General features: G+C 66.5%; 17 protein-coding genes and 2 tRNA genes. 9 read left to right on the top strand and 10 right to left on the bottom strand.

The features are described 5' to 3' along the window. Nucleotides 1–12: 12 nt before the first annotated feature. The gene (locus tag U7230_RS15070) at nucleotides 13–4,386 is read right to left on the bottom strand and encodes an efflux RND transporter permease subunit (protein ID WP_324716652.1); all 4,374 of its coding nucleotides are present in this window, start codon (nucleotides 4,384–4,386) and stop codon (nucleotides 13–15) included. A 22-nt stretch (nucleotides 4,387–4,408) separates the two neighbouring features. Further along, the gene (locus U7230_RS15075; protein ID WP_324716653.1) at nucleotides 4,409–5,266 is read right to left on the bottom strand and encodes a LolA family protein; all 858 of its coding nucleotides are present in this window, start codon (nucleotides 5,264–5,266) and stop codon (nucleotides 4,409–4,411) included. 198 nt (nucleotides 5,267–5,464) lie between these two features. Between U7230_RS15075 and U7230_RS15080 the strand changes: the two genes are divergently transcribed. Both U7230_RS15080 and U7230_RS15085 read left to right on the top strand, forming a co-directional pair. Continuing rightward, nucleotides 5,465–5,556 (top strand) — tRNA-Ser (locus U7230_RS15080). Nucleotides 5,557–5,591: 35 nt separating this feature from the next. Then, nucleotides 5,592–5,683 (top strand) — tRNA-Ser (locus U7230_RS15085). Nucleotides 5,684–5,711: 28 nt separating this feature from the next. Here the strand turns inward: U7230_RS15085 and U7230_RS15090 are convergent. The 7 genes from U7230_RS15090 to U7230_RS15120 form a co-directional block, all read right to left on the bottom strand. After that, complete coding sequence (locus U7230_RS15090) at nucleotides 5,712–5,990, bottom strand: site-specific integrase (protein ID WP_324716654.1); 279 nt, start codon at nucleotides 5,988–5,990, stop codon at nucleotides 5,712–5,714. Nucleotides 5,991–6,036: 46 nt separating this feature from the next. Beyond that, the gene (locus U7230_RS15095; RefSeq protein WP_324716655.1) at nucleotides 6,037–6,345 is read right to left on the bottom strand and encodes a hypothetical protein; all 309 of its coding nucleotides are present in this window, start codon (nucleotides 6,343–6,345) and stop codon (nucleotides 6,037–6,039) included. Between the two features lie 375 nt (nucleotides 6,346–6,720). Further along, entirely contained in the window at nucleotides 6,721–6,963 is a 243-nt protein-coding gene (locus U7230_RS15100; RefSeq protein ID WP_324716656.1) for a DUF2442 domain-containing protein, read from the bottom strand. 263 nt (nucleotides 6,964–7,226) lie between these two features. Beyond that, a complete protein-coding gene (locus tag U7230_RS15105; RefSeq protein ID WP_324716657.1) occupies nucleotides 7,227–7,472 on the bottom strand; it encodes a hypothetical protein in 246 nt (81 codons plus the stop codon). Nucleotides 7,473–8,076: 604 nt separating this feature from the next. Next, complete coding sequence (locus U7230_RS15110; RefSeq protein ID WP_324716658.1) at nucleotides 8,077–8,337, bottom strand: hypothetical protein; 261 nt, start codon at nucleotides 8,335–8,337, stop codon at nucleotides 8,077–8,079. Between the two features lie 60 nt (nucleotides 8,338–8,397). Continuing rightward, nucleotides 8,398–8,643, bottom strand: coding sequence for a transposase (locus U7230_RS15115; protein WP_324716659.1), 246 nt, complete (start codon nucleotides 8,641–8,643; stop codon nucleotides 8,398–8,400). Between the two features lie 36 nt (nucleotides 8,644–8,679). Beyond that, on the bottom strand, nucleotides 8,680–8,916 hold the full coding sequence (locus tag U7230_RS15120) for an IS110 family transposase (protein WP_324716660.1): 237 nt from the start codon (nucleotides 8,914–8,916) through the stop codon (nucleotides 8,680–8,682). Between the two features lie 302 nt (nucleotides 8,917–9,218). Between U7230_RS15120 and U7230_RS15125 the strand changes: the two genes are divergently transcribed. The 7 genes from U7230_RS15125 to U7230_RS15155 all read left to right on the top strand — a co-directional run bounded on the left by U7230_RS15125 (nucleotide 9,219) and on the right by U7230_RS15155 (nucleotide 17,105). Further along, nucleotides 9,219–10,064 (top strand): TrmB family transcriptional regulator, encoded by an 846-nt coding sequence (locus tag U7230_RS15125; protein WP_324716661.1) that lies wholly within the window; start codon nucleotides 9,219–9,221, stop codon nucleotides 10,062–10,064. Nucleotides 10,065–10,159: 95 nt separating this feature from the next. Further along, nucleotides 10,160–11,383 (top strand): LeuA family protein, encoded by a 1,224-nt coding sequence (locus tag U7230_RS15130; protein WP_324716662.1) that lies wholly within the window; start codon nucleotides 10,160–10,162, stop codon nucleotides 11,381–11,383. Between the two features lie 10 nt (nucleotides 11,384–11,393). Then, nucleotides 11,394–12,194 carry a cyclase family protein gene (locus U7230_RS15135; protein WP_324716663.1) on the top strand — a complete coding sequence of 267 codons (801 nt, stop codon included), beginning with the start codon at nucleotides 11,394–11,396 and terminating at the stop codon, nucleotides 12,192–12,194. Between the two features lie 73 nt (nucleotides 12,195–12,267). Then, entirely contained in the window at nucleotides 12,268–13,476 is a 1,209-nt protein-coding gene (locus tag U7230_RS15140; RefSeq protein ID WP_324716664.1) for an amino acid ABC transporter substrate-binding protein, read from the top strand. 122 nt (nucleotides 13,477–13,598) lie between these two features. After that, a complete protein-coding gene (locus U7230_RS15145) occupies nucleotides 13,599–14,465 on the top strand; it encodes a branched-chain amino acid ABC transporter permease (RefSeq protein ID WP_324716665.1) in 867 nt (288 codons plus the stop codon). A gap of 149 nt (nucleotides 14,466–14,614) precedes the next feature. After that, complete coding sequence (locus U7230_RS15150) at nucleotides 14,615–16,351, top strand: branched-chain amino acid ABC transporter ATP-binding protein/permease (RefSeq protein ID WP_324716666.1); 1,737 nt, start codon at nucleotides 14,615–14,617, stop codon at nucleotides 16,349–16,351. Further along, on the top strand, nucleotides 16,335–17,105 hold the full coding sequence (locus U7230_RS15155; protein WP_324716667.1) for an ABC transporter ATP-binding protein: 771 nt from the start codon (nucleotides 16,335–16,337) through the stop codon (nucleotides 17,103–17,105). Before U7230_RS15150 ends, U7230_RS15155 begins: the two co-directional genes overlap by 17 nt. Before the next feature lie 387 nt (nucleotides 17,106–17,492). Here the strand turns inward: U7230_RS15155 and U7230_RS15160 are convergent, their stop codons facing one another. Next, a complete protein-coding gene (locus U7230_RS15160) occupies nucleotides 17,493–18,182 on the bottom strand; it encodes a hypothetical protein (protein WP_324716668.1) in 690 nt (229 codons plus the stop codon). Nucleotides 18,183–18,906 lie beyond the last annotated feature (724 nt).

Below are 18,906 nucleotides of genomic sequence, written 5' to 3' on the forward strand. Positions count from 1 at the left end.
CCGGCGACGGCCTCAGAAGGGAAAGGCAGCGCTCAACTCAGCCTTGCGCTCGGCTGCTTGCCAGGCCGCGAGCAGCCGTACCTGGCGGACCGGGCGGCCTGCCATCTCCCACGACACGGGCAGGGTGAGCGTGGCCAGGATGTCCGGAGAGAGGGCCAGGGGTGACGATGAAGCGACGGCGTCGCTTCCCGCCGGTACGGGTGGAGTCCGCAGGCCGACGGCCACCACGGGCCCCGTTGACGTGCCCCCCTGGAGCATGACGGTAGCGGCTACGGGGGCGTGCCGCACGCCGGGCGGCGCGTCGGAAGCGCCCACGTCTGCAATCACGTCGACACTCGCCGAAAGCGTCCTGGCAACGTTGAGGGTCACCCCCGCGGAGAGCTGCATGACCCAGTACTGCAGGGCTTCAGAATAGCGAGCGCCGCCCCCGGCCTGGATCGCGGCCCATGGAAACCCGCGCCACTCGACGCCCGCCCCCATCCTCGGCCCATCCAGGGGTGTGTCCACCACGTTCGCGCCGCCGGGAGCGGCGTTGTTGGGCGGATCCGGACGCTTGTGCCATCCTGCGCTCGCCGCCACGGACCAGGTACGGTTGAACCGGAAGCGGCCCATCGCTCGCCCGCCCCACCCGGGGCCTGGGTCGTCCAGCCACAACGCCATGCCGCTCGCATCGAGCAGCAGCGCCTGCTCCCGAAATCCCGTGGTGGTACCCTGGACGGTGGCGCCCAGCATCACGTTGCCTGCGGCCACGGAGCCCGTAAAGCGTCCCATGGCTTCGACCGTCGAGGGAGCCACGCGCGGCAGCCGTCCCTGAAGCCACACGCTCCCCATCGTCGACGAGTACCCGAGCAACCCCAGCGCCCGGCTCCTCACCATGCGGCCGCCTACCTGGGGCATCCACGTCGGGCCCTCAGGGCCTCGTTCGATCCCCAGAGCCACCTGCAGGTCGGCCGCCGAGACAGCGCCTCCCGCCTCGATGCGGCTCGCTTCTACGAGGCCGCCCGCCCATCCCCCACAGATACCCCCGTCGCGAGCCTCCTCCTGGCTGGAACCGCAATAGGTCGCGCCCAGGCCCACCGCACCGCCCTGGAGCTTCCACGCATCCGCCGGCGGGGCCGCTGCCCGGGCCGACGAGGCGGCGAGCAGGGTCATGAGGGCGGCTCCCGCCACCGCCGGGGCCAGCCACCCTGGCTGAGCCGGCAGAGCCGATGCCGGGACCCGGTGCGAGAGCTTCACGCCATGCAGCGACAGCTTGAGGGCCGGCACGACGAGCAGCGTGAGCCCCGTCGCCAGCACCATGCCACCCACGACGGTCACGGCCAGTGGCACCTCCAGTTCGGCGGCTTCTCCCCAACCCAGCGTCAGGGGCACGAGGCCGAAGATGGTGGTGAGCGCCGTCATCAAGACAGGCCGCAGGCGCACCACCGACGCCTGCACCACCGCCTCCTCGAACGACGCCACCCGCCCCGCTACCTGGTTGACGTAATCGATGAGCACGATCCCGTTGTTGACCGCAATGCCGGCCAGGACGACTCCGCCCAGGATCGACGTGATGCCTACCTGATGGCCTGTGAGCCACAAGGCCAGGACGCCCCCGGCGAGCCCCAACGGCACCGTGATCATGATGATCAACGGATCCAGAAGCGACTCGAACTGCGCCGCCATCACCATGTACACCAGCACCACGGCCAGCGCCAGCGCGAGCCACAGGTCGGCGAACGCCTCGCCCATCAGCTCGTGCACGCCGGCCAGGATGACGTCGTGCGCCGCCGGCACGGTGACGTCCCGGATGGCCGCCAGCGCCCGCCGCCCTGCCTCGCCCAGCTGCACTCCCTGGAGTTCGGCCGTGACCACCACGACCCGGCGCCCGTCGCGGTGCTGGATGGCCGGTTCTTGCAGGACGTTCTCGGGAGAGGTGACGCGTCCTACCTGGACCTGAGGGGGCTTGGCGCCGGGCAACGCCAGGCCGCTCACCGGGTAGCGCATCAGCCCCTCGAGGCTGTTCACGGACCCGGGCTCTGCCCGCACCACCACAGGAAGCTGGCGGCCGTCGGCGAGCACGAGCTTCCCTGCGGGAGCGCCCGTCACCGCCTGGCGCAGGGCCCCACCCACCTGGCCGGCGACGAGGCCGCCGAAGAGGGCTCGCCCTGGGTCGACCCGGAGCAGCAGGGCCGGGGCGCGCTCGTCGAGCGAGGTCGACACGTTGACGAAGCCGGGGACCTGCCTCAAGCGGGCCGCCACCTCGGAGGCGACGCGCTGCAGGGTGGACGGATCACGGCCCGTGACCTGTAGGGTCACGCGCCGCGCAAGGAGTTCGCCCACCAGTCCGAGCGTCGGCGTATCCGTGACCGTGCCTTGTGCACCGGGGACGTCGTGGAGCACGCCGCTCACCGCTTGCCGTACCGCCCGGGCGATTTCGGACGCCCGGTGACGGCCGGTCGAGCGAGGTGCGAGCAAGACGTAGAGGTTGGCGGCGTTGGCGGACTCCCCGCCCATCACCGACAGGAGATCCCCCGTCCCGGCGCTGCCCCCCTGCGTCGCCACGGCTGCCACGCCGGGCACCCGGGCGACGGCCTGCTCGACCCGCCGCGCCACCTCGTCGGTGCGCTCCAGGGGTGTGGCGCCGGGCATACGCACGGTCACGCCGAGCAGGCCCGCGTCGACCGGCGTGAGCAGTTCCACGTCGAGCTGCCCGTACGCGGCGACCGCCGCCGCCAGGATCAGCGCGACCGCACCCCACAGCGCCGTGCGGTGGCGCAGCGACCAGCGCAGCAGCCGTTCGTAAGCATCCCGTACCGGGCCGAACCAGTGTCGCCCGCGGCGCCGGGCCGCCAGTTGCGACACGGCAGCGGCGAGCGACCCGTTGGAGGCCAGCCCGAGCCGGGCGGCCATCATCGGGACCACGGTGAGGGAGACGGCCAGGGAGGCGAGGAGCGAGAAGCTCACCGTCAAGGCCAATTGGCGGAAGATGCGGCCCGCCAGCCCGCCCACGAAGACGACCGGCAGGAAGACCACCACGGTCGTGAAGGTCGAGGCCGAGATGGCGAGCCCCACTTCGGCGGCGCCCCGTCGCGCCGCGACGCCGGGCGGCTCCCCCGCGCGGGCGTGGCGGAAGATGCTCTCCAGCACGACGATGGAATTGTCGACCAGCATCCCGATGCCGAGGCCGAGCCCGCCCAGGCTCATCAGGTTGAGGGTCATGCCGTCGAGGAACATGAACGCCACGGTCGCCACGATGGAGATCGGAATGGCCAGAGCGATGGTGAGCGTGCTGAGGATGTCCAGCAAGAACAGGTAAAGCACCGCGACCGCCAGCACGCCGCCGATGATGCCGCTTTGCGTGACGCTCCGGATCGAGCGCACGATGAACTCCGCCTGCTGGAAGACCGGGACGAGCTCCCAGCCTTCCAGAGCGTGCCGGGCCGACGCCAGCGCGCCGGCGATCCGGCGGGCGACGACCACGGTGTTGTACCCGGCCTCTTTCTGGACGGCGATGAGCAGCGACGGCCGCCCATCGATGCGGGCAAAACCCTCGGGCGGCCGGTGGACCAGCTCGACGCTGGCGACGTCCCCGAGGTGCACGAGCCGGGGAAGCAAGCCCGGAGCTCCTTCCCCGGGCCGCTGGATGGCGACCGGGAGCTCGCGCAGTTGCTCGACCGATCGTAGGGGTGCTCCGGCCCGCACCTGGAGACGCCGCCCGCCCTCGGTGATCGCCCCGACGGGCACCTCGACGTTCTGGTAGGTGAGCAGCTGCACGAGCTGCGCTGCCGAAAGGCCGGCCTCGGACAGGGCGCCGGGGTCGTAGCGCACCTGCACTTCGTCCGTGGTACCGCCGGAAACGACCACCCGCCCGACGCCTTCGACCCGGTCGAGCAGGGGCACGACGACCTCGCGGGCCACCTGGGTGAGCTTCGGCAGCTCCGCGGCGCCGGCGGGAGCGTCCCGGGCCGCCGTCAGGGCGTACATCGCCATCGGCATCTGCGTGGGGTCGAATCGCAGGACGGCAGGGGGCTGAGTGTCCGAGGGCAGGGTCAGCCGGATGCGCTGCAGCGCCTCGTCGACGTCCTGCACGGCCAGGGGCACGTGAGTGCCCCAGCCGAACTCGGCGACGACCAGCGAGACGTTTTCCAGGCTGAGCGACGTCGTGCGGCTGATCCCGGGCACCAGGGTGAGCGCCTGCTCGATGGGGTTGGTGACCTGCTGTTCCACGGCGTCGGGCCCGGCTCCCGGGTAGACCGTGACGACCGCAACCACGGGCACCTCGATGTCCGGGAGCAGGTCGAGCCCCATGCGGGTGACGGCCGTGCTGCCTACGACAATGACGGCCAGCACCAGCATGCTGACCAGGACGGGACGACGGATGGCTTGCTCGACGAAGCGCTCCATGAGCGGTACCCGGCCAAGGCTCCTACCTGGACGGGACGACTTCGGCGTCGGCGGGGAGCTGGCGCAGCGCGGCGATCTTCAGGCCGGAGTTGACGCGCAGCTGGGCAATCGTGATGGTGGAGACCGCCTGCCCTGCCTGGTTGAGCGCCTCGACACGGCTCGGGAGCCACGTGCGAGCGTCGACCCACACCTTGAGCGACTCCACGTCGCTCGACAGGGGCGCCAGCCCCTCGAGCGGGCCGGCGGCCGGCGCGCCGGAGGGGTTGGCCGCGCGCTGGAGAGCGGCGCGGTCGACGGGCGCTTCGAGAATGTAAAAGGTGGTGCCTTCTGACCGTTCGGTGCCGGCGAACTTCAAGCCTTTGGGGGTCTCCTGCGGCAGCGCTCCAAGGAACGACTCGAGGAGAGGCGCCGCTGCGCCCTGGCCGGACGGGTTCGCCCCGGACGCCATGGTCGTGGGGGAGAATTCCCGTACGACCACCTGGTTGGTCACGGGCAGATAGACCTGCATCTGCTTCTTCTCGGCATCGAGGATGTAGACCTGGTCGGCCAGGGCGGACGGTTCGACCACTTCCAGGCGCAGGATGCCGGGCGTGCGCAGGTAGTACACGTCGGAGACGGTCCGGGTGCGCCGGCCCTTGGCGTCGACGAGGACGGTGGTGACGCGGGCGGATAGATCCTGGATGCTTTGAGCGGCCTGCCGGGAGCGCTCCAGGATCTGCTGAGCGGTGAGCGTCTCGGCTGCGTGCACGCGCGTTGGCTGTGGCACGAGGCTTGCGACCAGCGCCAGGGCGAGGGCGGCTGCGGCCCGGCGTAAAGCGCCGTCCCTGTGGGCGGTGTGGCTCCGGCGAAGGAGAGGGGTGAGGGAGAGATACCTGCTCATCGCTCGCGATCCCACCTCTGGTAAGGGCGCAACGAGTGCCGGCCGGGGTGCCCGAAACGCTCTGCCGAAGGCCGCCCTCATTGTAGTCTCGCTGCTCGGGGGTGTCAACGAGAGGGGCGGCCGGGCGGCCGGCAGGGCGGTGGTGCGGCGAGGCCGGGAATGGTATAATGGTCGCCGCACCGGCGGGTGCGGGGCCGCGGAGGGGTGCCGGAGCGGTCATAACGGGGCGGTCTCGAAAACCGTTGAGGGGCCTAGCTCCTCCGAGGGTTCGAATCCCTCCCCCTCCGCCACGCGCGGCACGTGCCGGCCGGGAGCGTCACGGCGCGGAAGGGTGCTGGAGCGGCCGAACAGGCACGCCTGGAGAGCGTGTGAGGTCCTACCGGGCCTCCGAGGGTTCAAATCCCTCCCCTTCCGCCATTCCTTGCACGTATGCCATATACCCCTGTCATATACCCCCGGGCGCGGCCCTCGAAGCCCGCAGCCGTTCGTCATGGCCGACGTCCTGCTCGGCCAGCCAGGTGATGCAGGAACGGCGCAGGTCGTGCAGGCGCAGGTCGTCGGGAAGTTTTGGCTTTTCCCGGATGTCTGCCCATGCATGATCCGGCTCCGCCGGCGCGATGGGCTTGCCATCGCCCCGGTCGAACACCAGCGGCCCAAGCCCCTGTGCCTCCTGCGTCCCCTTGTGGGCTGCCAGGACGTCCGCGAGCGGCGCGGGAATGGGCACGCCTGACCCCGTTTTCACAGCCCTGGTGGCAAAAGCGCCAGTGGCGTCAAGTCCGCTCCCTGTCCCGGCGCTCAGGGGGCGCAGCGTTGAGCACCGGGGCGAGGCTTTGGGCCTCCTGGGGCGGCAGGGCAGAGAGGATCTCTTCCACCTCGGCGAGGGGCTGCTTCAGGCGCTGGACGCTCTGATACCAGAGCTGGTCATGCAGGGAGCTGGCCTGCGCCCGGTCGTCTTGCTGTTCCCGGACGGCCTGTTCGAGCGTGTGGGCAGCGGCCCGGCCCACGGGCAAGCGGTGCTCTCGGGCCATTGCCCGCAGCCTATCGGCTATAGCCGGGTCCACGTAGACCTGCAGTTTCACCTTCGGCATGATCCCATCGTACCAGTGCGCGCATACAAGATGTGCGCGTGGCGTTCAGGGGAGCGGGGTCCCGGGTGCGGCACACGGCGGTGTCGATGAGACTACCGAGCAGATGGTTCCGACTACCGGGAGTGGGCGCGCGAAGAGGCTGCACGTCGGCCTTCCTCTGTCGGTGCGGGGACCTTCCGCTGCGAGGGGGGGGCCGCTCCCCCTGCGCCGCAGACTAACCGTTCTCCGATGGGTTGCAGACGTGCGGAGTTTCGGAGAGCGTATCCGGCGGGGCTACCGCTGTAACAGCCCCTTGACGGAGAACCGAATGCCCGATTTCGACAGGAGGAGCATAGGACGAAGCCAGGAAAGGGATGAGCGACGAGACTATCCCTTCAGGAGGCCCTCGATGGAGACGTCCTCGTCAAGGTCCTCCCAATGAATGCCAATGCCGCCGCCGATCCAGCGCCAGTTCCTTCGCTGCTCGGGCGTGGCACGGCTCAGCTTCGGGAACCACTCGAGCGGCACGCTGATCCGGCGTCCGTCGAGTAGGTCCACGTGCATCATTGCGTCGTCGAACTCGACTCGGACGCCCACAGCATCGTGTAGCTTAGTGGCCAAAGTGCTCACTCCATTGCCTCAGAAACTCGCTCTCGTGTTCTTCGACTATCTTGCGCAGCCGGGATAGCTCCTGCGCAGAGAAGCCGCGACATTCCTGTGTAGAACCCATGGAGGTTGAGAGCGACCGCATCCCAGTGAGCGTCGTCCCCAGTGGCTTTCGCCTTTCGCATGATCGTATCTGCACGCTCCGCGACGCGGCCGACTTCAGCCAGCTCTTCCCTCATACGGCCCGCCAGAGCCACGAGGTCGGGTGTCATGGAGGGATTCCTTCCCTACTCCCCGTGCAGGATGGCAGCAGCCTCGCGAGCAACCGCCATCGCCTGCTTTGCCGCCTGCCTCGCCTCCGCCTGCCTGGACTCACGCAGGCTGAGCCACGCGTGGCGGTAAGCTGCCTTCTCTTGCTCTGTGAGCTCTCTTGCGGTACGCCCCATGGTGACCGGTATACTGCCTCCGTCGTCTTGGGCCGGCTGCGGTTCCTGCTGGCGCGTCGCCACCGAACAGCCGCAGGATCGCCGCACCAGCGCCTGCCTTGGATGATACGAACATGCGATCGGTCAGTCAATCAGCCTCCTGACCCGACCAGGGGTCGCGCCAATGATTACCAGTAAAGGATTGTCATCCTCCTGCACAAGCACGCCCGGGAGCGAGAAAAAAGGCCGGGCGTCCTCTCCGCTTCCGGGGGACCCGGCTGGTTGCCAAAAAGAAGGCTTCCCTGGTCGGCTTCCTGCACCCGGCGGCCGCCGGGTCAGCTGGTGTTAAAGAGGTAGGAGTCCAGCGGCGCCTCCCACACCAGAAGCTCCTCTCGCAACCGCTCCGCTAGCCCCCGGTCCGTCTTCCGATATGAACGAGGCCGTCAACCCCCGTCGTGATCCGCCGGGGTGGAGCCGGGCCGGGGATGTCGTCGACGGTTGGCACCCTGATATCCGCGGGTTGGCTACCGCACTTTACGCCGTCCGTCGGGGAGCTGCCTCGAACTAGGGACGCCACGTGCGGCTTCAGGCGCCGTGTGCAGAGGATCCGCGAGGATTCCCCCCACCGGTCCCCGGTCGGTTCCGGCTCACCCGGTCGGCCGGATCTTTGTTGAGACCTCGAAACGCCTGCTGTCGCCCTCTGGTCGTCCGGTCAGGCCGCTACCCGACTCCGCTGCGCCTCGACGTGGCATGCAACGGCCCAGGCAAACCCCAAGAGCTCGCGGGCGACCGCGGTCGCCGCCACGGTGGATGGTTGACCCCGGCCGAGCAAGTACCAGTATTTGCGATGCAGCCGTTGTTGCGCCTTGAGGGAGATGCGCAAGACTTCGGGATCGACCCCCTGTTGGCGGCTCCGCAAGGGAGCCTTCACGGCGGGGCGGTGGCGGTACGCCCAGGCCGCTTCCCCCAGCACGAGCCGGACATGCGCATGGCCGGTCTTGGTGATCCCGCCTCGGCGGGTCTGGACGCCGCTCTAGTGCTCTCGGGGCACCAGACCCGCGTACGCCATCAGTTGGGCCGGGCTGCGAAAACGGGAGAACTCCCGGATCTCAGCCACCAGCGTCACCGCCGTGACCTCCCCGACCCCTTTGAGGGCCTGCAACGCCTGGATGACCGGCGCTTGGCGGCTTTCCGTGTCCAGCGCATGGATCTCCGCCTCCAGCCGATCCACCCGGGCCTGTAGCTCTTCCACCGCATGCAGGTATTCCTGAAAGGCCACCTGGGTGGCCCGGTGGGGGAAGCTCAGCGTATCCAGCTACCGCAGGATCATCCGGGACCACCGTTTCGTGCCTTTCGGCGCAGAGATGCTGTGACGCAACAGGAAACTCGTGAGCTCCTGGCGAGCGCGCCCGAGGTCCCGCTTGGCGCTTTCCCGGGCCCGCACCAGGTCTCGCAGCGCCTCGTCCCCCTCTCCGGGCACCCAGACCGGGGTCAGCTCTCCTGCTCGCAGCAACTGGGCCAGCCGGAGGGCGTCGCGTCGGTCGCTCTTCACCTGGTCGCCCGGCCGGACTTCGCTCGTCGTGAATGGGGGCCGGTCTCGTTCATCCTAACCAAGGGCTGCGCCGACGGACGCGGCGGGCCACGAAGCGCTGAAAGAGATTAAACCCCGCCGCCAACAGCGCCCTCAGCACCTGCATGCCGGTCGGGTGGTGGAGGAAGCCGTGATCCAGGTGCCATCTGTGCTTGAGGCAACGAAGGTCGCTCGGGCAATTTCTTCTTGAGGCAAGGCGACATCTTGACACCGGTTTCGATATCCGTTACCATGAGGCTAACTACTACCCGGGTGGTGTAGCCTTGCTTCCGGACCTGAACGGGGATCCGATTGTTCTGTTGCAGGAGCTCGGTCTCACCGATTACGAGGCCCGGGTATATATGGCCCTTTGCCGGCGCAACCCCCTCAACGGCCATCAAGTTGCCCGGCTCAGTGGGGTCCCCTCGGCCAAGGTGTACGCCACGCTCGAGAAGCTGGTGACGAGGGGGCTGGTCGCCCACCGCGAATCGAAGCCGGTCACGTACGTTCCCTTGCCCATCGAGGAGTTTCTCGCCCACCGCAGGCGACGGTTGGACGTCGTGGCCGACCAAATCCGAGCGCTGCTTGCCACCGACTTCACGGCTGCCCAGGCAGAGGCACTGTGGCATCTCAAGGGGTTCGACACCCTCATGACCCGGGCCGCGGAACTCCTTGCTCGGGCTTCGGCGGAGGTGCTCCTTAGCCTCTGGGAGCCCGTTGTTTCCACCATCCGACCGCGTCTTGCCGAGGCTGCCTCCCGGGGGGTGAGGGTGGCTGCCATCTACTTTGACGGGCAGGGGCCCGGCGTGGGGTTTGCCATTCGCCACGTAGACCTCCCCTCAGTCAAGGCGCGCCACGGCGGGCAAAGCTTCCTGGTTGTGGATCAGCGGATGGCGCTCTTCATCAGCCACGGAACGTCGCCGGAGCAGTGGCAGGGGTTGTGGACCTCCAACGCGGCCATGGTCCGGGCCATCGCCAACTACATTCGGCATGACATTTACGTTAACAAAATCGTGCGGCGCTTCCCCGAGGCGGTAGGCGCCGCCTACGGGGAACACCTGGACTTGCTATTGGACGTGTTTGACGACCGGGTACTGGCGACCGGGCAGCTTAAACTGCCCGGACCATAGGGGAGAGGAGGAGGTTTGTGACCCAAGCAAACGGCCGTTTGGAGCCGGCATTTGGCGTGGTCCTATCGGGTCCCTATTTCGGGGAGAAGCGGTGGGTGTCGCCCCTCAACTACCGTGATGAAGTGCGTGAGGCCTGGACGGTACCGCAGCGGGTCGAGATCCATGACGTGACCCTGAGGGACGGCGAGCAGACGCCTCGCGTCGCCTTTACTCCCCAGGAGAAGGTCTTCCTTGCCCAAGAGCTTGACGCTCTCGGGGTGGCCTCCATTGAGCCGGGGCTTCTGGCAACCCCAGAAGACAGAGAGGTTGTGGCTACCCTTGTGAAGATGGGGCTGCGCGCCCGCATCAAACCTCTCGTCCGGGTGCGCGAGGAGGACGTAGCGCATGCCATCGAGTTGCGGGTGCCGGCCATGGTCCTCGAGTTCGGGATTAATCCGTACCTCGTCAAGTACGCTTACAACACGACGCCTGAACGATTGACCGACCAGATCATCGAGTTCTCCAACGCGGCGAAGAAAGTAGGCATGGAGGTGGAGTTCATGGGCTGGGATGCCTTTCGCATTCCGGACATGCAATACCTCCAACGCTTTTTCGGTACAATCCTGGAAAAGGGCTCCATCGACCGCATCACGGTTAGCGATACCTTCGGGATGGCTCACCCGGACTCGGTACGGCTTATGTTTCACCGCCTGAGGGCGTGGTTTCCCGAGGTGGCCCTGGGGCTTCACATTCACAACGACTACGGGCTTGCTACTGCCAATGCGCTGATGGCCTTGACGTCCGGGGCAACGTCCGTGCACTCGTCGGTCAACGGGCTCGGCGAGCGAGCCGGTAACGTGGCCACCGAGGAGGTCGCGGTGGCCCTGCAGCACTTGCTCGGCATCGATGCTGGCATCAAGTTGGAGCGGCTGTACCACGTCTCCCGGTTGGTCACGGAAATCTCTAAGAAACCGGTCGCACAGAACAAACCCATCGTCGGGCCCGGGCTGTTTGAGGTCGAGAGCGGCATCGTCGTCCACGTTCTGAGGCAGTTCCAAAAGACGCCTCTCGGCTCACTGGGGCTGCTCCCGTACTTGCCTGAGACTGTAGGGCAGGCGGGGCCGACCGTGGTGGCCGGACGGGGCACCGGACGCAACGCAGTGCAGATGCTGCTTGAAGCCATCGGTATGACGGCCACGGACGAGCAAGTGGCCGCCATCACTGAGCGGGTAAAGCAGACGGGACTGGTACTGAAAAACGCTCTACCCGAGCAGGTGTTCCGCCAAATCGTCGACGACGTTCTGGGGCGTAACGAAGCCGCGCGCTCGCCGACGGTGTAGGGGGCATGCCATGCGCATCATTGACTTATCCGATACCTTGCGGCCTGAGACGAGCCCGTTTGAGGTGAACCGGCATGAGATCTCGTATGTGAGCCACGAGGAAGGGCTCAGGATGGCGGAGCAGGTGCTGAAGGTGCCGAAATCCCTGGAGCAGGATCTGTTCCCGGAAGGTCATGCTTGGGCTGTTGAGAACATCACCCTTTCCACCCACTCCGGAACGCACGTGGACGCACCCTACCACTACGGGCCGGTATCCGGAACTGCTCCGGCACGAACCATCGACCAGCTGCCGCTCGAGTGGTTCTTCAGCGACGGGGTCGTGCTCAACATGACCCATAAGCGGCGGGGAGAGCCCATCGGCGAGCGGGATGTCGAGAAGGAGTTGGGCCGCATCGGGTACACTCTCAAGCCGCTTGACATCGTGTTGGTTCGCACCGATACGTCCGAGCACTTCGGCGAACCGGGCTACGACCTCATGCATCCGGGGCTCACCAGGGGAGCAGTTCAGTTTCTGGTCGAGCAGGGCGTACGTGTCGTCGGTATCGACGCGTGGGGGCTGGATCGGCCGTTCGATGTGATGGTCGAGGAGGTGAAGGCGGGGCGGAAGGGAGCATTTTGGGAAGCGCACTTTTTCGGCAAGGAGCACGAGTACTGCCAGATCGAAAAGCTCAGCAACTTGAAGGCGATTCCCCGGCCGTTTGGGTTCAAGGTGGCCTGCTTTCCGGTGAAGATCGCCCGGGCCAGCGCGGGCTGGACCCGGGCCGTCGCCATCATCAACGACGCGGCCAGTGAAGAAAGACCCGGGCGGTGATGCACCGCTTCCGACAACCACTGACTGCGTTACCAGGCCAAATCTGGCTTGCGATGGGAGAGGACGGCGAAAAGTGGAGCGTGGAGCTCATAACCGGCTCGTTTCGGTTGCCATGGGCATGCTGCTGGGGGCCGCGGCGATGGCCGTCCACGCGAGCATCGCTGTCGCAGCGACACCCATCCGAATCGGCGCGACGCTGCCACTCACCGGGCCGTTTGCGGATACAGGCCAGTGGGTGGCCCGCGGCTACCAGAAGTGGGCCCGGGACGTCAACGCCCGCGGTGGGTTGCTGGGCCGCCCCGTGGAGCTGACCATACTAGACGACGCCAGCGTCGCTGACCGGGCCATCAGCCTACTCGAACGCCTCATCACGGTCGACCGGGTCGACCTGATTCTGGGCGGGTATCCGGGGACGGCAGCCGCGGCCCAGATGGCTGTCGCTGAACGGTATCGCAAAGTGTACGTATCCATGGGCGGCCACATGGCCTCGTTCCAGCGGGGCTTTCGCTACTCGTTTGGCGCCCCGCCGCTGATGGGCGAGTGGTGGTACGAAGGGGTCTGGGAATGGCTGGCGACCCTTCCGGCCGCACAGCGGCCCCAAAAGGCCGCCATGATCACAATCAACAACCCCGTAGGCGCCGCCGTGCGGAGCAGCGCCATCGAAGGGCTGCGGAGAGTCGGCATCCTGCTCGTGATGGACGAGCGATACGACGTCCCGCTGGCCACTGCCGAGCCCTTGGTGAGCCGAGCCATCGCGCTTGGGGCCGACCTGTTCATCGCCAACGGCTTCTTTCCGGATGGCGTGCAGACCATCCGGGCCATGAAGGCTCTCAACTACAACCCGAAACTTGTTCTCCAGGGCATCGGCTCCATCATCCCGGAGTGGGTGCAGGAACTCGGCGCCGACGGCAACTATGTGGTGTCGGGGACCCCCCTGCACGACCGGTTGCCGTTTGCGGGCATAGCCGAACTGGCGGAGGCGGCCCGGCAAGAGTTTGGCGTCGGCACGACACCCCAGTACTACTTGTTCGGATACGCCTGGGCTCAGGCGCTCGAGAAAGGGGTCCAGGGGGCGGGTACCCTCGACCAGGACGCCGTTGCGGCCTACCTGCGTTCCCACATTATTGAGACCATCGCGGGGCGGTTCACGTTTGACGCACGGGGGCTGCCGCCTCCCTACCGGTACACGACGCAGGTCATCGAAGGGCGGGTGGAGCTTATCTGGCCGCCCGAAGTTGCCACCCACGCGCCGGTGTATCCCAAGCCGTCGTGGGGTAAGTAGAGAAGATGGTCGGGCGGTTGGCAAGCCACGGCTCTGTACGGGCATATCGGGTGGCTCCCGTGAGAACATCCGGTATGGTTTTCGTGACCGCGGTCGGGGCGGCCCCAGGGGATGTGTAACCCATGGTGCTGTTCGTCCAAAGCCTGGTCGCCGGAAGCCTCGTCGGACTGGTTTATGCACTGGTGAGTGCTGGGTTCAGCATGATATGGGGGGTGGCCAGGGTCATCAACCTGGCCCACCCCGTCTTTGCGGTGCTGGCCGCTTACATTGTCTACTGGGCCGCCGGCCAGGGTCAAGCGGCGCTCGGAGCCGCGCTGGCGTTGCTGGGGCCCGCGTCGTTTGGGCTCGGATGGCTCTTCTACCGATGGGTGGTAGTGCCGGCCGCCCGGCGAAGCCCTGACCTCAACCTCACGTCCATGATCCTGACGTTCGGGCTGGCTGTAGCGCTGGAGAACATGCTAGCCATGGCCTGGGGCCCAGGACCGCGGGCCCTGAGCCTGCCCGTGCAGGGGCTCTCCCTTTTCGTGGGGCCCGTGGGGGTGCCGCTACCTTCCCTGGTTGCTGCCGGAGGGTCGCTCGTCGTTATAGCAGGACTCATGTGGTTTCTGCACGCAACGCTGTCGGGGCGGGCGGTGCGCGCCGTCTGGCAGGATCCGGAAGGGGCAGCCCTAAGCGGGATCGATTTGGACCGTGTCACCGGACTGACCTACGGGCTCGCCTTCGTGTCGGCAGCGGCGGGCGGCGTGGCCATGGCGCTCATCTATACGTTTAGCCCGGCGACACAGATGACGTGGCTCGTTTACGTCTTCTTGGTCACCATCGTAGGCGGCGTGGGTAGCTTATGGGGGGCAGTGTTGGCGGGACTCGCCGTAGGGAATTTGGCGAGTCTGACGGGGCTCGTCATGCCGTACTCGTGGACGCCCCTGGTGCTGTTCGGTTCTCTGATTGCCCTGCTTCTGTGGAAGCCGGAGGGCCTCGTCCAGAGGTGAAGGGGCGCATGAGCAGCGTGCAATCCGCAACGATCCCCTGGACCAGCCGAGCCCGGCAAGCCGCTCTCGCGGCGGTTACAGTCGGGTTAGCGGCGATACCGCTGGTCTTGCGGAGCGAATACGCGCTAGGGCTTGGCGGGTCAATGGCCATGTACGCAGCACTGGCAACAGCATGGAACCTCATCGGCGGTTACGGCGGGTACCTGTCCTTTGGACACGCCGCCTTTTTCGGAATCGGCGCGTACACGTCGGCACTGCTCATGGGGCGGTATAACCTATCGCCGTTCGTAACGTGGCCGGCAGGCGCAGTGGCGGCCATGGCGTTTGCCGCAGCGTGCGGGTATCCGGCGCTGCGGCTGCGGGGCCCGTACTTCGCGGTCACGACGCTCATCCTTGCGCTAGCGGCCCATACCGTGGTGGCCAATGTCGGCTTCACGGGCGGAGGGTCCGGGTTGTGGCTGGCGGTACCGCCGTGGTCGCCGCTGGTAACCCGGGCCTTGTTCTACGGATTCGTCTTGGTGGTGCTGGTAGCAACGCTTGGGTTGGCTAGGCGATTCGAGGCCGGTCGCCAAGGCCTGGAGCTGGCGGCGCTACGTTCCGATGAGGAGGCAGCCCAGGCGCTCGGGTTTAACACGCCCCGGGTGAAGCTGGTGGCGTTCGCCGTGAGCGCGGGCGTGACGGGTGCGGTGGGGTCGGTCTACATCTTCGACCGGGTGTACCTGTATCCCGAATCGGTCTTCGATACGAACCTTTCCGTAATGCTCGTGCTGATGGCCCTGTTCGGCGGGCGAAAGCGATGGTTCGGCCCCGCGGTGGGGGCCGGCGTGGTGCGGGGCCTGGAGGAGGCGCTGACGGTCTGGATTGGAGCCGAGGCGGCGCGCATCGCCTTCGGATTGCTGCTTGCCGTGATCATCGTCCTGCTGCCGGAAGGCCTCGCGGGGCTGGCGGCGAGCAGGCGAGCACCCGGTCGCACGCGGTTGCTGGAGGACCGCGGCGAGCCCCCTGAGGGGTTCGGGACCTCGCCTAGCCGCGACAGGCTCTCGAGTATGGTCAGGAGCGAGCCTGCTGCCTTGCCTGCAAAGGCTCTTCGCTCGGTCGGTGGGCGGGAAACAATGGGGCCGGGCATGGCGAACGAACCGGGAGCCGCGAATCTACGAGTCGAGGGCGTGATGAAGCGGTTTGGCGGCCTTCAAGTGCTGAATGGGGTGTCATTCGAGGTGAGAAAGGGGGAGATCCTGGGGTTGATCGGTCCCAACGGAGCCGGTAAGACCACGCTGTTCAACCTAATCACTGGGCTTCAGCGCCCAACCCAGGGGCAGGTGAGCCTTGAGGGACGCCCCCTGACGGGGTTGCCCCCCTATGCCATCGCCAGGCGAGGGGTTGGCCGCACTTTCCAGATTCCGAGGCCGTTTTCAGAGCTTCACACGACCGACAACGTGACAGCCGTCCTCATTGCTCGAGAGCCAACAGTCGGGCGGATGGAGGATGTCAGAGCGCAGGCTCGCCGCCTCCTGGTCGAGGTCGGGCTCGGGCATCGGGTGGACGCGCCGGTGGGTGTGCTGACCGTGCAGGAGAAGAAGCGCCTCGAACTTGCCCGAGCGCTGGCGGTAGAGCCTCAGGTGCTGCTCCTTGACGAGATCTTCGCCGGGTTGAACCCCGTCGAGACCATGGAGTTGACTCAACTGCTTGAGCGTATTAACCGGGAGCGTGGCCTTGCCATGGTGCTCGTCGAGCACGTCCTACAAGCGGTCATGCGGCTGTCACACCGGGTGGTTGTGCTGGCGTATGGAGACGTCATCGCGGAGGGCACGCCGGCGGAGATCTTGGAAAACGCCGAGGTACGGCGGGTGTACCTGGGGTGGGACTACGATGCTGTCGCTGGCTGATATCCACTTCGGGTATGGCGACCAGCCGGTTCTTCGGGGTGTCAACCTCGAAGTGCAGGCTGGTGAGATGGTCGTGCTCGTGGGGTCCAATGGAGCGGGCAAAACCACTACACTGCGGGTCATCAGTGGGCTGGTCAAACCGTGGAAAGGGATGGTGACGCTTGACGGTGATCGCCTTGACGGGCAACCGCCTCATCGCATCGTCGAGGCCGGCGTCGTCCAGGTGCCTGAGGGACGCCACGTCTTTCCGAAGATGAGTGTTCTCGACAATCTGCTATTGGGGGCGTCGAGGCCAGAGGCGTGGCGGCAGCGGCGTGAAACCCTGGACGAAGTGTTCGAGGTGTTGCCCCTGCTGCGAGGGCGGCTCCGGCAAATGGCCGGGACGCTCTCCGGAGGCGAACAGCAAATGCTGGCTATCGGGCGGGCGCTGATGGCCAAGCCGGCGTTGCTGTTGCTCGACGAACCCACACTAGGGCTAGCGCCGTTGGTCGCCAGCGAGATTCTGGAAGTCATCGGACGATTGAACAGTGGCGGGTTGGCGGTGTTGCTGGTCAGCCAGCAGGTGACCGAAGTGCTGCGACGGGCCCATCGCGCTTACGTGTTGTCGGGCGGCACCGTCGTCCGGCACGGAGCACCCGCCGAGCTGCTGTCCGACGCCAGCCTTATCGAGGCCTACTTTGGCCGGGCGCACGGCTCGAGTGCCTTGACCGGTAAACCCTGTCGGCAAGCTCCTCACGTACCCCACCAGGCTTGAGGCGAAAGCGGGCATCAGGATCTGCAGTGACCCAGGCCCAGAACATGTGTGTGCTATTGGTGTTGCGTTGGTCATTATTTTTGACCGCCATTGTCGCGTACTGGATGAGCGGGAAAGCGCGTAGCTCGCCCGACGTCCCGGGCGACCATGCACATCCGTGAGCGGGTATGGCCCTGTTCTACGAGGAGAGCCACTCTTGCCGGCCGCGAGACCACCGGCTCGTTCCCGCTGCTACGGGAGGTGCCATGTCAACAAGCGGGGATTCGTGAATCTGACGTTCGATTGGGCGGAAGTTCATCGTTCCCCAATTCCCTCACATCCTCGTAGTGACGGGGCTGAGTCATGATGCAAGTGCCTTGACCGCCATCGCCTGGTCCCCGACGCCGTTCACCGCTGCTTGACGGGTGCCCGGTCCAACTCGTGTCGGGGCGTGTAATGCCAGAAGTTGAGGGGTAGCGAGGGGCGATAGGTGACGAAGTAGCCCTGGGTCTCTAAGCTTACGGGCATTCGGTGGGAGGCTATCAGTTCGTTCAGCCGATGCACGAGCTCGAAGCGGGCCTTCGCGCTGCTGGATAAAGGAGGCTCGCTGGGATCGTCTAGCCCCGGCAGCGCAAGCCCGAGCTGCAGGCTGCGGGATTCAGTGCCGGCTCGCCACGCATGCCAGGCCAGGTAGTTTGAAGCCTGTTCCCGAAGGTAACGTCCCATGCCCGCGAAGAGGTCGGCCACCCGCACCAGCAGCTCGTCGGAAGACTTGACGGTCTTGACGGACGCCTGAAACGTGCGTCGCTCATGCATCATCTCCAGGTGAAGCTGGGGGCCCAGCTTGACGACCCGGGTGCGGCCCACGAAGCCGGCGATATGCTCCCAATCCAGCGCGGTGTTTTCGTCGGCCGTGACGGCCCAGTTCGGACGGCCCCATTGTCGGGCGGCATGGATGAGCACCCGGTAGTACATGCGGGCGAGGTTGGCCACGTCGTCGCGTCCGGGCACCTGGTGGCGACGGTCATGCTTGTCCCAGACCAGGACATCAACGCGCACGCGATGTTCCAGGACTGCCTTTACCGCGCAGCTCAGCATGCACCAGGCTGCCTCCTGGTGTTTCCGATCACCGCTGATGTCTTTCCATTCTGTCAGGGGCATGCCTCCGTAGGCGTGCTGAATCGTTCCCCGAAGGTATAGAGCACCATCAGCAGGGCCGCTCACTACGGCCACCGAGCCGAATCGATCAGGTCCGCTGCCCGATTCGTCGGTAAACGCATGATAGGGCTCGGCTTGCGGCCTGTATGACCCTTGCAGCACGGTCCCCCGCCCCCTGGACGGTGCCTGCTCGACTCACCTATATCGACCAAACGTTCGCCTGTCAAGAAACTCGTTCTTGGTTGGGCACGGCCTGCAGAGCTCCGGGTACGACAGGCGGGTGGAGGAGGAGTTGTCTTGCTCCGGGTATAACGCCAAGGACAAGCACCGCACGTCGATCCGAGCGCCTACGTGGCACCCACTGCCGTGTTGTCCGGTAATGTGGTGGTCGGTGCAGGCGCTCGGGTTCTGTATGGAGCAGTGCTGACGGCGGTGGGGCCCGGTGCCCGTGTGGAGATCGGGGCCGATTACGTGGTGATGGAGCACGCGGTGCTGCGCGGCACGGGGGGCCGCAGGCCGTTCCCGTTGATCCTCGGCCGTCGCGTGCTGGTGGGTCCGCACGCGTACTTGACCGGTTGCAGGGTGGGGCATAATTGGGGATAATTGCTTCATTGCCACTGGGGCCATCGTCTTCAACGGGGCCGAAATCGGCGAAGGTTCTACC

This window comes from Limnochorda sp. L945t (genome assembly GCF_035593305.1).
Lineage (GTDB): Bacteria > Bacillota > Limnochordia > Limnochordales > Geochordaceae > Carboxydichorda > Carboxydichorda subterranea.

Coding starts and splice junctions, on each gene's coding strand:
- U7230_RS15070 (WP_324716652.1), bottom strand. CDS start 4,386: ATGGAGCGCTTCGTCGAGCAAGCCATCCGTCGTCCCGTCCTGGTCAGC.
- U7230_RS15075 (WP_324716653.1), bottom strand. CDS start 5,266: ATGAGCAGGTATCTCTCCCTCACCCCTCTCCTTCGCCGGAGCCACACC.
- U7230_RS15135 (WP_324716663.1), top strand. CDS start 11,394: ATGCGCATCATTGACTTATCCGATACCTTGCGGCCTGAGACGAGCCCG.
- U7230_RS15145 (WP_324716665.1), top strand. CDS start 13,599: ATGGTGCTGTTCGTCCAAAGCCTGGTCGCCGGAAGCCTCGTCGGACTG.
- U7230_RS15150 (WP_324716666.1), top strand. CDS start 14,615: ATGTACGCAGCACTGGCAACAGCATGGAACCTCATCGGCGGTTACGGC.
- U7230_RS15155 (WP_324716667.1), top strand. CDS start 16,335: ATGCTGTCGCTGGCTGATATCCACTTCGGGTATGGCGACCAGCCGGTT.
- U7230_RS15160 (WP_324716668.1), bottom strand. CDS start 18,182: ATGCTGAGCTGCGCGGTAAAGGCAGTCCTGGAACATCGCGTGCGCGTT.